General features: G+C 59.8%; 13 protein-coding genes. 7 read left to right on the forward strand and 6 right to left on the reverse strand.

The window, feature by feature from the left end:
- Positions 1 to 226 precede the first annotated feature (226 nt).
- Complete coding sequence (locus RHM56_RS03695) at positions 227 to 829, reverse strand: LysE/ArgO family amino acid transporter (protein ID WP_322238708.1); 603 nt, start codon at positions 827 to 829, stop codon at positions 227 to 229.
- Positions 830 to 939: 110 nt separating this feature from the next.
- Between RHM56_RS03695 and RHM56_RS03700 the strand changes: the two genes are divergently transcribed.
- Genes RHM56_RS03700 through RHM56_RS03710 form a run of 3 tightly spaced genes read left to right on the forward strand, consistent with a single transcriptional unit; the run spans position 940 to position 3,736 of the window.
- On the forward strand, positions 940 to 1,833 hold the full coding sequence (locus tag RHM56_RS03700) for a LysR family transcriptional regulator ArgP (RefSeq protein WP_322238710.1): 894 nt from the start codon (positions 940 to 942) through the stop codon (positions 1,831 to 1,833).
- Positions 1,834 to 1,885: 52 nt separating this feature from the next.
- Positions 1,886 to 2,884: an NAD(P)-dependent oxidoreductase gene (locus RHM56_RS03705; protein WP_322238712.1), complete on the forward strand. Its 999-nt coding sequence runs from the start codon at positions 1,886 to 1,888 to the stop codon at positions 2,882 to 2,884.
- Positions 2,885 to 2,914: 30 nt separating this feature from the next.
- Positions 2,915 to 3,736 carry an ATPase gene (locus tag RHM56_RS03710; RefSeq protein ID WP_322238714.1) on the forward strand — a complete coding sequence of 274 codons (822 nt, stop codon included), beginning with the start codon at positions 2,915 to 2,917 and terminating at the stop codon, positions 3,734 to 3,736.
- Between the two features lie 98 nt (positions 3,737 to 3,834).
- Here RHM56_RS03710 and RHM56_RS03715 read toward each other — a convergent pair whose 3' ends face one another.
- Positions 3,835 to 5,352, reverse strand: a complete 1,518-nt coding sequence (locus tag RHM56_RS03715) for an MDR family MFS transporter (RefSeq protein ID WP_322238716.1) — start codon at positions 5,350 to 5,352, stop codon at positions 3,835 to 3,837.
- Positions 5,353 to 5,413: 61 nt separating this feature from the next.
- The gene (gene pobA, locus RHM56_RS03720) at positions 5,414 to 6,598 is read right to left on the reverse strand and encodes a 4-hydroxybenzoate 3-monooxygenase (RefSeq protein ID WP_322238718.1); all 1,185 of its coding nucleotides are present in this window, start codon (positions 6,596 to 6,598) and stop codon (positions 5,414 to 5,416) included.
- 282 nt (positions 6,599 to 6,880) lie between these two features.
- Between pobA and RHM56_RS03725 the strand changes: the two genes are divergently transcribed.
- Positions 6,881 to 7,774, forward strand: a complete 894-nt coding sequence (locus RHM56_RS03725) for a helix-turn-helix domain-containing protein (protein WP_322238720.1) — start codon at positions 6,881 to 6,883, stop codon at positions 7,772 to 7,774.
- A 317-nt stretch (positions 7,775 to 8,091) separates the two neighbouring features.
- On the opposite strand, the gene RHM56_RS03730 is transcribed toward RHM56_RS03725, so the two are convergent.
- On the reverse strand, positions 8,092 to 8,997 hold the full coding sequence (locus RHM56_RS03730) for a LysR family transcriptional regulator (protein ID WP_322238722.1): 906 nt from the start codon (positions 8,995 to 8,997) through the stop codon (positions 8,092 to 8,094).
- A 105-nt stretch (positions 8,998 to 9,102) separates the two neighbouring features.
- Between RHM56_RS03730 and RHM56_RS03735 the strand changes: the two genes are divergently transcribed.
- Together RHM56_RS03735 and RHM56_RS03740 are read left to right on the forward strand one after the other, a co-directional pair.
- A complete protein-coding gene (locus RHM56_RS03735; RefSeq protein ID WP_322238724.1) occupies positions 9,103 to 9,987 on the forward strand; it encodes an MBL fold metallo-hydrolase in 885 nt (294 codons plus the stop codon).
- A 43-nt stretch (positions 9,988 to 10,030) separates the two neighbouring features.
- Positions 10,031 to 10,648 carry an NAD(P)-dependent oxidoreductase gene (locus RHM56_RS03740; RefSeq protein ID WP_322238726.1) on the forward strand — a complete coding sequence of 206 codons (618 nt, stop codon included), beginning with the start codon at positions 10,031 to 10,033 and terminating at the stop codon, positions 10,646 to 10,648.
- Between the two features lie 79 nt (positions 10,649 to 10,727).
- Here RHM56_RS03740 and RHM56_RS03745 read toward each other — a convergent pair whose 3' ends face one another.
- Positions 10,728 to 11,615: a LysR substrate-binding domain-containing protein gene (locus tag RHM56_RS03745; protein WP_322238728.1), complete on the reverse strand. Its 888-nt coding sequence runs from the start codon at positions 11,613 to 11,615 to the stop codon at positions 10,728 to 10,730.
- A gap of 114 nt (positions 11,616 to 11,729) precedes the next feature.
- Between RHM56_RS03745 and RHM56_RS03750 the strand changes: the two genes are divergently transcribed.
- Positions 11,730 to 13,367, forward strand: a complete 1,638-nt coding sequence (locus RHM56_RS03750) for a 5-guanidino-2-oxopentanoate decarboxylase (protein ID WP_322238731.1) — start codon at positions 11,730 to 11,732, stop codon at positions 13,365 to 13,367.
- Here the strand turns inward: RHM56_RS03750 and RHM56_RS03755 are convergent.
- Complete coding sequence (locus tag RHM56_RS03755; protein WP_322238733.1) at positions 13,362 to 14,291, reverse strand: AraC family transcriptional regulator; 930 nt, start codon at positions 14,289 to 14,291, stop codon at positions 13,362 to 13,364. The genes RHM56_RS03750 and RHM56_RS03755 overlap by 6 nt on opposite strands.
- Positions 14,292 to 14,305: the final 14 nt, after the last annotated feature.

Raw genomic sequence — 14,305 nt, forward strand, 5'->3', positions numbered from 1 at the left:
CGATGAGCGCAAGGCCGATCACGGGCGGCCAAACACGCGCCGGGGAGTTTGTACTCTTTGCGGCGCAAGCGCTGGATCATAGCACCGGGGTTGCGGCTTAACCACGCGACAACTGTGTGGAATAGACGTTTCAGCGCGATTGATTCAAAAACCTGATGCTTTTAATGATGCAAAAGTGCCCAGCGTGGAGCTGCCGCAGGCTGCGATCTTTTGATCTTGCAGTGACTCAGCCCGCCACTATCAACTGCACTGCCACTGCATACATCATCACCGCCACCAGCAGGTCCAACAGGCGCCAGGTGCTGGGGCGGGCCAGCCAGGGTGCCAGCCATGCAGCGCCGAGCGCCAAGGTGAAAAACCACAGCAGCGAAGCACTGGCCGCGCCCACGACATAAGCGCCGGGCACGCTTTGCTGAGCGCCGAGTGAGCCAATCAGCAACACTGTATCGAGATACACATGCGGGTTGAGCAGCGTCACCGCCAGTGCACTCAGCATCACGGCCTTGAGTGAGCGGGCGGTTTGCCCGGCTGACTGCTTCAGGCTTGACGCCGAAAATGCTCGGCGCAACGCCTGGGTGCCGTACCACAGCAAGAACGCCGCGCCGCCCCAGCGGGCGATGCCCAGCAAGATCGGGTTTTGCGCCAGAATCGTGGCCAGGCCGAACACGCCTGCGGCCACCAGCAACGCATCGCAAATCACACAAAAGGCCGCCACCGGCAGGTGATGTTCACGGCGCAGGCTTTGCGCCAGTACAAAAGCGTTTTGGGTGCCGATCGCCATGATCAGGCCGAACGCGACCAACAGGCCATTAAGGTAGCTTTGCCACATAAGAATTACTCGTCGAGCTGTACACGGAAGAGAGGGTTGTTGCTGGCTATTGTCGGGTCCATGGCTGTATAAGAAAAACCAATATTACTGATCGCCCATTAGGAAAACTGATGTTCGACTATAAATTGCTCTCGGCCCTCGCCGCCGTGGTAGAACAGGCCGGTTTTGAGCGCGCAGCGCAGGTGTTGGGCTTGTCACAATCGGCTATTTCCCAGCGCATCAAACTGCTGGAAGCGCGCATCGGGCAGCCGGTTTTGGTGCGTGCCACGCCGCCTAGCCCAACTGATATTGGTCGGCGTTTGCTCAACCATGTGCAACAAGTGCGCTTGCTTGAGCGTGACCTGCAAAGTGCCGTGCCCGCGCTGGATGATGAAGGCCTGCCCGAGCGGCTGCGCATTGCATTGAATGCCGACAGCCTGGCCACCTGGTGGGCGCAGGCAGTCGGCGATTTTTGCGCCGACCAGCACCTGTTGCTGGACCTGGTGGTAGAGGATCAGACCGTCGGCTTAAAACGCATGCGCGCCGGTGAAGTTGCCGCTTGCCTGTGCGCCAGCGAACGCCCGGTGGCAGGGGCGCGCAGCGTATTATTGGGCGCGATGCGTTACCGCGCGCTGGCGAGCCCGGGCTTTATTGCCCGGCATTTTCCGGCCGGGGTGAGTGCTGAGCGATTGCCTAAAACCCCGGCGCTGGTGTTTGGCCCGGATGATTTTTTGCAACATCGCTACCTGGCAGCACTGGGCGTGGACGGCGGTTTCGAGCACCATCTGTGTCCCTCATCAGAAGGCTTTATCCGCTTGACGGAGGCCGGGCTGGGTTGGGGGCTGATTCCAGAACAGCAAGTGCGCGAGCAATTGGCCAGCGGGGCATTGCTGGAGCTTTTGCCAGATAAACCAATCGACGTGCCACTGTACTGGCATCATTGGCGCAATGGCGGACAACTGCTGGAGCAACTGACGGCGCATTTATCGCGTTCGGCATCGCGCTGGTTAGTGCCTTTGGCCTGACAAATAGCGTTTAAACAGCAGGCAACAAGAATTACAGCATTTGGAGCAATTGATGAAGATTCTGGTCACCGGCGCGAGCGGCTTTATTGGCGGACGCTTTGCGCGTTTTGCCTTGGAGCACGGCTTTGACGTACGGGTCAGTGGGCGTCGGGCCGAAGGGGTTGAACACCTGGTGCGACGTGGTGCTGAATTTATCCCGGGTGATTTGACCGATGGCCTGCTGGTGCGTGACCTGTGCGTCGATGTCGATGTCGTGGTGCATTGCGCGGGGCATGTTGGCGCTTGGGGGCGTTATCAGGATTTCTTTCGTGACAACGTGCTGGTGACCGAGAACGTCGTGGAAGCCTGCTTGAAACAGCGGGTGCGGCGTCTGGTGCACTTGTCATCTGCTTCGCTTTATTTCGACGGACGCCCGCACCTCGGGCTGACTGAAGAAGAGGTGCCCAAGCGTTTCAAGCACCCTTATGCCGAGACCCGATTCCTGGCCGAACAAAAGGTTTTCGGGGCTCAGGAATTCGGCCTTGAAGTGATCGCCTTGCGTCCGCGTTTCGTGACCGGGGCAGGGGACATGAGCTTCTTCCCGCGGTTGTTGAAGCAGCAACGCAAAGGCCGGTTGGCGATCATTGGCAATGGCCTGAACAAGGTCGACTTCACCAGCATGCAGAACCTCAACGAAGCGCTGATGAGCAGCGTGCTGGTGAACGGCTCAGCCTTGGGCAAGGCCTATAACATCAGCAATGGCACGCCGATCCCGTTGTGGGACGTGGTCAATTACGTCATGCGCCAGATGAATGTGCCGCAAGTCACCCGTTATCGGGGCTACGGCATGGCCTATAGTGTCGGCGCGCTCAGTGAGGCCGCGTGCAAGATGTGGCCGGGTCAGCCTGAGCCGACACTCTCGCGTTTGGGGGTGCAGGTGATGGACAAAGACTTTACTCTCGACATCAGCCGCGCCCGGCATTACCTCGACTACGACCCCAAAGTCAGCTTGTGGGCAGCGCTGGACGAGTTTTGCGGGTGGTGGAAAGCTCAGGAATCGCCGTACCGCTAATATTCTTCAGGATTCAGATAAGGTTTTGCCATGCGTAACGATGCTCGTGACGACTTCGACAATGTTCCGACCCTGCGTGCCAATGCGGATGACCATGATGACCTGGCCTCGACCGGTGGCGCGCGCGAACGCACCACGGTGTACTCGCGCAATACGCCTGTGATCAAGGTCAAGGGCCCGAGCACGGGGCCTTTGTGGGCGCTGATTCTGGCCTTGCTGGTCGCGGTTGGCGGGTTGGCGTGGTGGAGCTTTCAGCAAATTTCTTTGATGGAACAACAGTTGGTGGCCACCCAGGAAAGCTTTGCTCGCATCAGCGAAGAAGCGGCGGGGCGCCTGCAGGCAATCTCAGGCAAGGTGGTGGCCAGCGAGTCGAGCATTAACACCGACAGCGAAGCCTTGAAGTTGCAGATCAAGCAGCTTGAAGAGCAACTCCTGGAGCAGGGTAAACACCAGCAAGGTCTGGTGGCAGGGCAGCAAGGGGACCTGGACCAGCGCTTTGAGCAAATCAACGCCGCGATGTTGCTGCAAGTGACTGCGCAGAAAGAAAACCAGACCCGGCTTGAGGCCGATCTGAAAGCCATGGGCACTGAGTTGGCCACGCTAAAAGCCAGCGTTGCACAGCAGGCCGGTGACGTGATCGCTTTGAAAAAACAGGGCAATCCGAGCGCTGCGGTAGCGAGCCTGGAACAAGACATGATTGTGCTCAAGAGCCAGCTGGAAAACCGCCCTGCGCCGTCGCAAGGCGCCAGCACCGCAGAATTTGACGTGTTCCGTGCCCAAATGACACGCAACATCAACACCTTGCAAACTCAGATCCAGAACCTGCAAAAACAAATCAGCGCCCGACCCTGACCCGATTGCACAAATCCCTGTAGGAGCGAGCTTGCTCGCGATCTTTTGATCTTTAAAAGATCGCGAGCAAGCTCGCTCCTACAGGGGGATGTCGGCAATTACTTCGCCTTGTCTTCGCGCCCACGCAGTACCTTATTAGGCATCGTGATCGCCGCGCACAGCCCCAGCAGTGAGATCGCAGCGCTGACCATCAGCAAGGTGCGGAAGGTCATCAGCAATTCACTGCGCAGGTTATCCAGCGCCGGGCCTTGTACTGCGTTGAGTCCGTCAAGCAACACATTGCCCGAGCTGCCTTCACCCAGCAGTGGCTGACCCACTGCTGGCGTCACTAACGAATCATGCAGCAGCGCGAGCAACAAGGCTGACATCAGCGCCACGCCCACCGCGCCGCCCAACGAGCGGAACAGGTTGGTGGTGCTGGTGGCGACGCCAATGTCGTGTTGCTGCACCGAATTTTGCGCGCCCACCAAGGACGTCGGAAACTGCAACCCTGCCGCGATCCCGCTGAGCAGCATAAACACGCCACTCACTAGTTCGGCGCTCGGCGGGCTTAAGGCCATGCCGACAATGGAGAGCGGCATCAGCACCGCTCCACTCAAAATCATGGGTTTGTAATACCCGGTCACGGAGGTCATGCGCCCGGCAAAGTAGGCGCCCATGGGCAAGCCCATGGCCAATGGCAGCAAGTGCAGGGCCGCACTGTCGGCGCCAGCGCCGGTGATGCTTTGGTAGCGCAGCGGCATTAGCACAATCAGTGAAATGGCCTGGAAACTGGTGAAGAAAATGGTGCACCAACACAGCACCGCGTTGCGATTGGCGAACAGGTGCATCGGCAGCAACGGCTCCAGAGTGCGGCGTTCATGCCAGACAAACAGCGCCAGCGCGACCAATGCAGCCGCCAGCAGGCCCAGCACCTGATCGTCGCGCCAGCTGTGACCCTGGCCAATAAAGGTGATGCCCAGCAGCAATGAGGTCAGTCCGACAATCATCAGCACGGTGCCGAGGTAATCAATGATCGGTTTGCGTTGTGGGACAGGTAGCCCGACCAAGGTGCGATGCGCGATCCACAACGACACCAACCCCAGCGGCAGATTGATCAAAAATACCCAGCGCCACGACAAGTATTCGGTCATGTAGCCGCCCAGCACCGGCCCGGCCACACTGGCCACCGCGTACATGCTGCTGAAATAGCCCTGATAACGCCCGCGCTCGCGTGGCGGCACGATGTCCCCGATGATCGCCTGACTCACCGAAATCATCCCGCCAGCGCCAATCCCCTGAAGGATCCGCGCCAGCACCAGTTGCTCCATGTTCTGCGCGAGCCCGCAAAACAACGAGGCCAGGGTAAACAGGCCCATGCCGAACAGCATCAGGCGTCTGCGGCCGTACAAATCGCCGAGCTTGCCATAGATCGGCACTGCCACGGTCATGGCCACCATGTAGCCGGAAATCACCCACGCCAGTTGGCTGACATCCTTGAACTGCGCAGAGATGGCGGGAATCGAGACGGCAACGATGGTTTGGTCCAGCGCCCCCAGAAAAATCGCCAGCATCAGGGCGACGAGGATACTGCGAATAGCGGGTTTGGCTGGTAGAGGCGGGTTAAGGCTGGTCACGAAATACACCTGCGGGCATCAAACGTGTGGCGAGATGCCCGCGATTGTACTCGATAGGTCGCTATTCGATAGCTTCGTAAGGAAGGCCAACGTAATTTTCTGCAATGGTTGTGCGCCCGGCCTCAGAGTCGACGAAATACGCCAGCTCGCTGTCGGTAATGCGCTGGCTAAAATCGTCGCTGTCTGCAAAGCGGTGCAGCATCGAGGTCATCCACCACGAAAACCGCTCGGCTTTCCAGATACGCCGCAGACACACCTCGGAGTAGCGCTCCAGCAAATCGGTGCGGCCCTCGGCGTAGACCTTCAGCAGGATGTTGAACAGTGTGCTGACATCGCTGGCTGCCAGATTCAGGCCCTTGGCACCCGTGGGCGGCACGATGTGCGCTGCGTCGCCGACCAGAAACAGACGCCCGAACTGCATGGGCTCGACCACAAAACTGCGCAGCGGCGCGATGCTTTTCTCAATCGAAGGCCCGGTCACCAGTCGCTCGGCCAAGGGCGTGGGCAGGCGGGCTTTCAGTTCGTCCCAGAAGCGTTGATCCGACCAGTCCTCAACCTTCTCTTCCACGGGCACTTGCAAGTAATAGCGGCTGCGGGTGGCGGAGCGCTGGCTGCACAGGGCAAAGCCGCGCTTATGTTTGGCGTACACCAGTTCATCGTTGACCGGCGGCGTGTCTGCCAACACACCGAGCCAGCCAAACGGGTACACGCGTTCAAAAACTTTCAGCACATCGCCGGGAATAGACTGACGTGCCACGCCGTGAAAACCATCGCAACCGGCGATGTAGTCGCAGTCCAGGCGCCAGGTTTCGCCGTCCTTTTCGAAGGTCACGTAGGGCGCATCGGTTTTCATGCCGTGCGGTTGCACGTTGCTGGCGTTGTACAGCGTTTGCGCCCCGGCGGCCTCGCGTGCGGCCATCAGGTCGCGGGTGACTTCGGTCTGGCCATACACCATCACGCTTTTGCCGCCGGTCAGGCCTTTGAGGTCGATACGTACCTGGCGGTCATCGAGCACCAGGTCAAAGCCATCATGCACCAGACCTTCAGCGTCCATGCGCTGGCTGACACCGGCCTGACGCAACAGGTCGACCATGCCTTGTTCCAGCACCCCGGCGCGAATTCGGCCGAGTACGTAGTCGCCGGTCTGGCGTTCGAGAATGACGTTATCAATGCCTGCGTTGTGCAACAGTTGGCCGAGCAGCAGCCCTGAAGGCCCGGCACCGATAATCGCGACTTGAGTTTTCATTGTTGTTCTCTCTCGCAAGCTTCGTCCGTTAACTGACTTACTGCATACAGTCTCTGGTAGGAGCGAACTTGCCTCGCGATCTTTTGATCGTTTAAAAGATCGCGAGGCAAGCTCGCTCCTACAAGGGCCGCGTTCACTTAAGGACGAAGTGGTTTTTATAATTTGTGCCTGTATTTTTCGCTTGCGAGCGAGGCAAATGAAGGTGATAAATGCGCAATTGCCGGTACTTTTCGCTAATCAGGGCGATTATCGGCCCATTGTCACATCAACAGGCTGCGCCCCATGACTGCCTCTGCCCCTGCGTCTATCCCGGTGTTCAAGCTGTACGGCGAACAGCAGGACTGGCTTAGCCCCGACCTGCTGCACTGCGAGACCATTTCGCTGCGCAGTCGTGTGCATGACTGGGAAATACGCACCCATCGGCATGCCGATTTGTGCCAGTTGCTGTACGTGCACAAAGGCCGGGCGCGGGTCGAAATCGAAGGTCAGTACCATGAGTTGGCGCAGTCAGCGATTCAGGTGATCCCGCCGCTGTGCGTGCACGGGTTTCAGTTTTCGCCGAACGTTGAAGGGTTTGTCCTCACCCTGGCCGCGCCGCTGGTGGCGCAGTTACAAGCGCAGTTGGGTGGTTCGATCAGCGCTCTGCAGCGAGTTGCCAGCTACCCGGCGGGCAAGGATCGGAACTACCTCAACAGCCTGTTCAGCGCGTTGCACAGTGAATATGTGAGCGCCCAGCCCGCCCGCGACATGCTCTTGCAATCGTTGATCAGTGTGCTGCTGGTGTGGGTCACGCGTCAGGTCATTCAGCGCCGTGAAGCCCGGCAGATACCGCCACGCGGGCGTGAGTACCTGAACCTGTTCAATCAGCAAGTCGAGGCGCGATTTCGTGAGCAGCCCAGCGTTGAGCAGTTGGCGCATCGGGTGGGGATTTCGGTGGCGCATCTGAACAGCATCTGCCGCGAACTGGCAGGGCAATCGGCCTTGCAGATCATTCATCAGCGGCTGCTATTGGAGGCCAAGCGTCATTTGATCTACACACCGATGACCATCAGCGAAGTGGCTGATAGCCTGGGGTTTGTCGATCCGGCGTATTTTGCGCGGTTCTTCCGGCGCCTGACGGGCACCTCGCCCAGCGGGTTTCGAGCAGACCGGACTGACAGCATCAGCCCGGTCTGATGCGCTAAAGCATCCTTACCTCAGCGCGCTGAACATTGCGTTGCAGTGCCCGCCATAGCAACTGGCGGCCAATCCGGCTGATAGCCGTGTTTGTTCGGCGCGGTAACACGCGCCTGCAAACAGAACAGCAGCCGCTAAAACGATAAAAAAGGTCATGCATCTGGTTTTTGTTTTAGTGGTCATGGCTTTCATCTCTCCTGTCACGATCGGAGTCAGACCTAGACTTCACACCCTTGAGGCTAGCTCAGACCCTTCTTCTTGCCATGCCAGTTGTACGAGCGGTCGCGCGCGGCTTCATCCTCCAAATGGACTACGCATCACAAACCTTTGTCCCATGCGGGCTCCTCAGTAAAACGCTCTGCAAGAAAGTCGAGCATGCTGCGCAACGTCGCAGGCATGTGCTTGCGCGAGGCGTACACCGCGTAAATGTTCATCAGCAAAGGTTCAGCGTCTGGCAGTAGACGCACCAACTCCCCGCTGCGCACGTGGCATCCGGCCTGATAAGTGGGCAGCAGCGAAACCCCCGCCCCGGCCAGTGTGACGCTGAGCAGCGTGCTGGCCTCGTTGGCGCTGATATTGCCCTGCACCGGCACCGAAACCGCTTCGCCATGAGCCGTGAAATGCCACAGGCTCTTGCCGTAGTAAGCGTGGCTCAGGCAGTTGTGCTGGCTGAGGTCGTCGACCTGCTGCGGCGCCGGATGCTCGCGCAAATACTGGGGGGCCGCGCACAGCACGGAACGACAAACGGTCAGCTTGCGGGCGATCAAACTCGGGTCCAGGTCGTTGCTGGTGCGAATCGCCAGGTCGATGCGTTCATCCACCAGATTCACTGTGCGGTCGAGCATTTGCAGGTCTATGCACACGTCGGGGTAACGCCGCACGTACTCGGTGACGGCGGCCGCCAACTGCGCCTGGCCAAACGAGGTGCTGACGCTGATGCGCAACAGCCCGCGCGGCGCCTCATCGGGCACGCTGACGGCGGCTTGCATGTCGTCTGCCAGTTCCAGTAACTGCCGACAGCGGGGCAGGGTTTCATTGCCAGCGGCGGTCAGGCTCAGCTTGCGCGTGGTGCGATGCATCAAGCGCGCGCCCACCCACTCTTCGAGTTCTGCCAAATAACGTGACACCACGGGGCGTGACAAGTCTAGATGGTCGGCTGCCGCAGACTGGCTACCCAGGTCGACCACCGTGACAAACACCCGCATTGCGATAAGACGATCCATGATTTGCCCGATTACTGAAACAAACTATGTCGGAGCATCGCATTTTTTGTTGCCTATTGTGCGACTAAGCTCTGTGCATCGCTGATCCAGCCTCAGGACGCATCCATGACCGTATTCTCGACTCTTCGCCGTTTTTGCCTCAGTGCTGTCGCTCTGGGCTTCGCTGCGCACGCGGCGGCGGCCCCGGCACCCTTGACCCTGGATGTTTACAACCCCGGCGCCGAGGCGATTTTTCCAGTGTCGTCAGTGCTGGTCAGCGGCGAGAAAGACGCGATTCTGGTCGATGCGCAGTTTGCCAAGGGCCAGGCCCAGCAACTGGTCGACAAAATCCGCGCCAGCGGCAAGCACCTGACCACCATCTACATCAGCCACGGCGACCCGGACTATTACTTTGGCCTCGAAACCCTGACCAAGGCCTTCCCTGAAGCCAATGTGCTTGCCACGGCACCGACCGTTGAGCACATCAACCAGACCAAAGACGCCAAGCTGGCGTTCTGGGGGCCGAAAATGGGCGCCGATGTGCCGAACCAGTTAATCGTGCCGCAGGTCATGCAAGGCAACACGTTGGAACTTGAAGGCCATGAACTGGATGTCGTCGGACTGACCAGCCGCCAGCCGGAGCGCACCTTCGTCTGGATTCCATCGCTTAAAGCGGTGGTTGGTGGCGTGGTCGTGGCCGACAACCTGCATGTGTGGATGGCCGACACCCAGACCCCGCAGTCGCACCGGCAATGGCTGGGCACCTTGAAACGCATCGCCAGCTTGCAACCGAAAATCGTCGTGCCGGGGCATTACCTGGGCGAAAACGACCAATCAATGAACTCAGTGACCTTCACCCGCGATTACATCAAGGCATTTGATGAGGAAACCCTCAAAGCCAAGAACTCGGATGAACTGATCGCCGCGATGAAAAAGCGTTACCCGAATCTGGGTGAAGCGTCTTCGCTGGAGCTGAGCGCCAAAGTAGCGAAAGGCGAAATGAAGTGGTGATTTAACGCTGACCGCCACCCAATCCATCCAACAGGAGAACATCATGAGCAACATTGCAATCATCGGAGCCACCGGTCGTGCGGGTAGCCAACTGCTGAAAGAAGCACTGCGTCGTGGTCATCGCGTGACAGCCATTGCTCGTCACGCTACGTCAAAAATCAGCCCGCATAAGGACGTTGTGATCAAGGACGTTGACGTCAACGACGCTCAGGCGTTGCAAGCGGCTGTTGCCGGAAGTGACGTAGTGCTCAGCGCCGCGCATTTTTCGACACTCGAACCTGAGGCAATCATCGAGCCGGTGAAAAAGGCCGGGGTGAAACGCCTGCTGTTTGTGGGCGGTGCGGGTTCGCTATTACTGCCGGACGACACCAAGGTCATCGAGAGCGAAGACTTCCCGGAAGCATACAAGCTAGAAGCGACGGCGGGCGGCAAGTACCTCGACACGCTGCGCAAAGAAAAGGACCTGGACTGGACCTTTATTTCGCCATCAGCCGAGTTTGTCGAAGGCGAGCGCACAGGCACCTTCCGTCTGGGCAAAGACCACCTGCTGGTCAGTGCTGAAGGCAAAAGCTGGATCACCTTCGCTGACTTCGCCATCGCCATGCTGGATGAAGTCGAAGCGCCCAAGCACTCGCGCCAGCGGTTCACTGTCGGCTACTAAACACCCCGCTGACCCTCTGTAGGAGCGAGCTTGCCTCGCGATCTTTTAAAGATCAAAAGATCGCGAGACAAGCTCGCTCCTACACGGGATTTGCGGTGGCTTGTGCTACCAGCCAATCCATCAATTCGCGCAACGGCGGCGCAGGCTCGCTGCGCGGTGAACTCACCAGCAGGTAGGCCGCGCCGGTGCGCACCTTCAAATCAAAAGGCACCGCCAGCCGCCCGGCCTGCAAGTCGTCGCCGATCAACGACCAGTCACCTATCGCAACGCCGTTACCTTGCGCGGCCACCGTCATGGCCAGGTCCAGGGTGTCGAAGTATTGGCTCTGACGAATGGTCGAGGCGTCTGCCCCGGCCACACTGAGCCAGTGAGCCCAGTCCCGCTGGTCTCGGCTGGGGTGCAACAAGGTGTGTTGCTCAAGGTGGCTCAAGCGATTGATCGCCTCGCGGCCTTCCAGTAAATGCGGGGCGCAGACCGGTATCAGTAGTTCGTCAAACAGGTGTTGCCCCACACGTTTTGGCCCCGGTAGCGGGCTGTAAACCACGGCGGCATCGAAGGCTTCGCGGCGAAAATCGACCCCATGCTGCACGCTGCTGGTCAGCTCGACGGGCACGTCCGGGCGCAGTTTTTGCCATTGCATCAGCTTGGGCAGCAGCCAGCGCAGCATGCAGGTCGGGGCTTTGATTTGCAGTGGCGTGCGGCGGATGCTGGCGTGTTCGACGGCTTCCCCGATCAAATCAAACACCTGCTCGATACGCGGGTACAGCGCCTGGCCCTGTTCGGTCAGGCTCAGTCCACGGGCCTGCCGATAAAACAGGGGATAGCCCAGGTGCTCCTCAAGTCCGGCTATTTGGCGACTGACCGCGCCTTGGGTGATGTGCAATTGTTCACCGGCGCGGGTGAAGTTGCAGCATTGGGCCGTGATCAAAAAGGTGTGCAGCGCGGGCAACGGTGGGAGGCGTTTCATGTGAGGTCAGCCATGAGTCCAGGACATGGCTAGTATGAGCAGGTTTGCGTTGTGCCCGCTACACGCGCTCGCTTCAATGGCTCATTACTTGAGCACAAGAAGAGGGCAGGACACATGGCGACGTGCGGCGAAGTACTGGTCAAGTTGCTGGAAGCGTATGGGGTTGAGCAGGTGTTTGGCATCCCTGGCGTGCACACGGTCGAGTTGTATCGCGGGCTGGCCGGTTCACGAATCAATCACGTGACCCCGCGCCACGAGCAGGGCGCAGGCTTTATGGCCGATGGCTATGCGCGCACCAGCGGCAAGCCGGGGGTGTGTTTCATCATCACCGGGCCGGGCATGACCAACATCACCACGGCCATGGGCCAGGCTTACGCGGACTCGATCCCGATGCTGGTGATCTCCAGCGTGCAGTCGCGCAGCCAGTTGGGCGGCGGGCGTGGCAAGTTGCATGAATTGCCGAACCAGAGCGCGCTGGTGGCTGGCGTCGCGGCTTTTTCCCACACCTTGATGTCGGCGGCCGAGTTGCCGGGCGTGCTGGCGCGGGCTTTTGCGTTGTTTCAGGCCGGTCGGCCGCGGCCGGTGCACATTGAAATCCCGCTGGACGTGCTGGTAGAAAACGCCGATGCCTTGCTCGCCAGCCTGCCGGTCAACATCGCGCGCCCGGGTGCAGCGCCCGCTGCCGTCAAGGCGATGAGTGAGCGTCTGGCCCACGCCAAGCGCCCGCTGATTCTGGCGGGCGGTGGGGCGATCGACGCGGCCCCGGCGCTGCTGCAATTGGCTGAACGTCTGGGGGCGCCGGTGGCGCTGACCATCAATGCCAAAGGCATGCTGCCTTCGGCGCACCCGTTGTTGATCGGTTCCACCCAAACGCTGGTCGAGACCCGGGCCTTGGTGGCCGAGGCCGACGTGGTCTTGGCGATCGGCACCGAGTTGGCCGAAACCGATTACGACGTGACCTTTGCCGGTGGCTTTGACATTCCCGGGGTCTTGCTGCGCATCGATATTGACCCGGACCAGACCGTGCGCAATTACCCACCCGCGCAGGCCTTGGTGGCCGATGCCCGGCTGGCCGCCGAAGCGTTGTTGGCGCGCATCAACGCTCAACCGCTGCCTGAGCGCACGGCTGACTGGGGAGCGACGCGAGCCGCCCGTTTACGAACGGCACTGGCCATTGGCTGGGATGCACCGACCCTGGCGCAAACGCACTTTTTGCAGACTGTTTTCGACGTGTTGCCTGACGCCGTGTGCGTGGGCGACTCGACCCAGCCGGTGTACACCGGCAACCTGACCTTTAACCCCGAACAGCCGCGCCGCTGGTTCAACTCATCAACCGGCTACGGGACCCTCGGTTACGCCTTGCCCGCCGCCATCGGCGCGTGGCTGGGGCGTTGCGCTGACGGCCGGCCCGCGGGCCCGGTGCTGTGCCTGATCGGCGATGGCGGGTTGCAATTTACCCTGTCTGAACTGGCCTGCGCCGTTGAAGCACGCACGCCGATCATCGTGTTGCTGTGGAACAACCAAGGCTATGGCGAAATCAAAAAATACATGCTCAATCGCGCCATCGAGCCGGTCGGGGTCGACATCTACACCCCGGATTTTATCGGCGTGGCCAAAGCTCTGGGTTGCACGGCGTTGACGGTCGAGGGCGAAGCACAATTGCGTGCCGCGCTGGCCAGTGCCGCCGACCGCCAAGGGCCGACCGTGATTGAAATCGACGAGCAGCACTGGCAGCAATCGCGGGCTTCATAGGCTCATGCGCAGGCGCGCCAGATCCCGTACCGGCGGCGCGCCAAACTGTCGGCTGTACTCGCGGCTGAATTGCGAAGGGCTTTCATAACCCACGCGATAACCTGCCGCCGAAGCATCGAGCCCCTCGCTGAGCATCAGCCGTCGCGCTTCGTTAAGGCGCAATTGCTTTTGGTACTGCAACGGGCTCATGGCGGTCACGGCCTTGAACCGATGGTGGAGTGTCGACACGCTCAAATTGGCTTCACGGGCCAGGTTGTCGATGCGCAGCGGTTGCTCGAAATTACCGTTGAGCCACGAAATAGCCCGGCTGACGCGGTGGGTTTGACTGTTCTCGCTGGCAATTTCATACAAGCGATAACCCTGCGGACTGCGCAGCAAGCGATACAAGATCTCACGACGAATGAGAGGCGCGAGCATGGCGATGTCTTTCGGCGTATCGAGCAACCGCGTCAGGCGCAACAAGGCGTCGAGCATCGGTTGGTCGATGGGTTCAACGTACAGCCCGCGCCCTGTAGGTCGCGAAGGCACACCCATGGGGCCTGCCTCGTTGAGCAAGGTGGTGATTTCTGCCGGATCAATATCAAGGCGCAAGGCCAATATCGGTTTTTCGGGAGACACCTCTACCACGCGCCCACTGATGGGCATCGACACCGAAACCATCAGGTAATTGAGGGGGTCGTAGGCAAAGTACTCATCGGCCAGGCGCACTTCTTTGCGGCCCTGAGCCATGATGCACAACGCGGGTTTGGGCAGGCTGGGCGAAAAACCGCTGGGCTGGCTGTAGCGCGACACAAATAGCGCCTTGACACCCGTTTCGAATGAACCGTCGTCGGGGGTGTGCCGGTAAATCAGGTCAGCCAGTTCCACGCGCTGTTTTTCAAGCGCGGGGTCGAGCGCGGGTCGCGGCGGTTCCAGCAGTGACATGTGAAGTTTCCTCA

This window comes from Pseudomonas sp. CCC3.1 (genome assembly GCF_034347405.1).
Lineage (GTDB): Bacteria > Pseudomonadota > Gammaproteobacteria > Pseudomonadales > Pseudomonadaceae > Aquipseudomonas.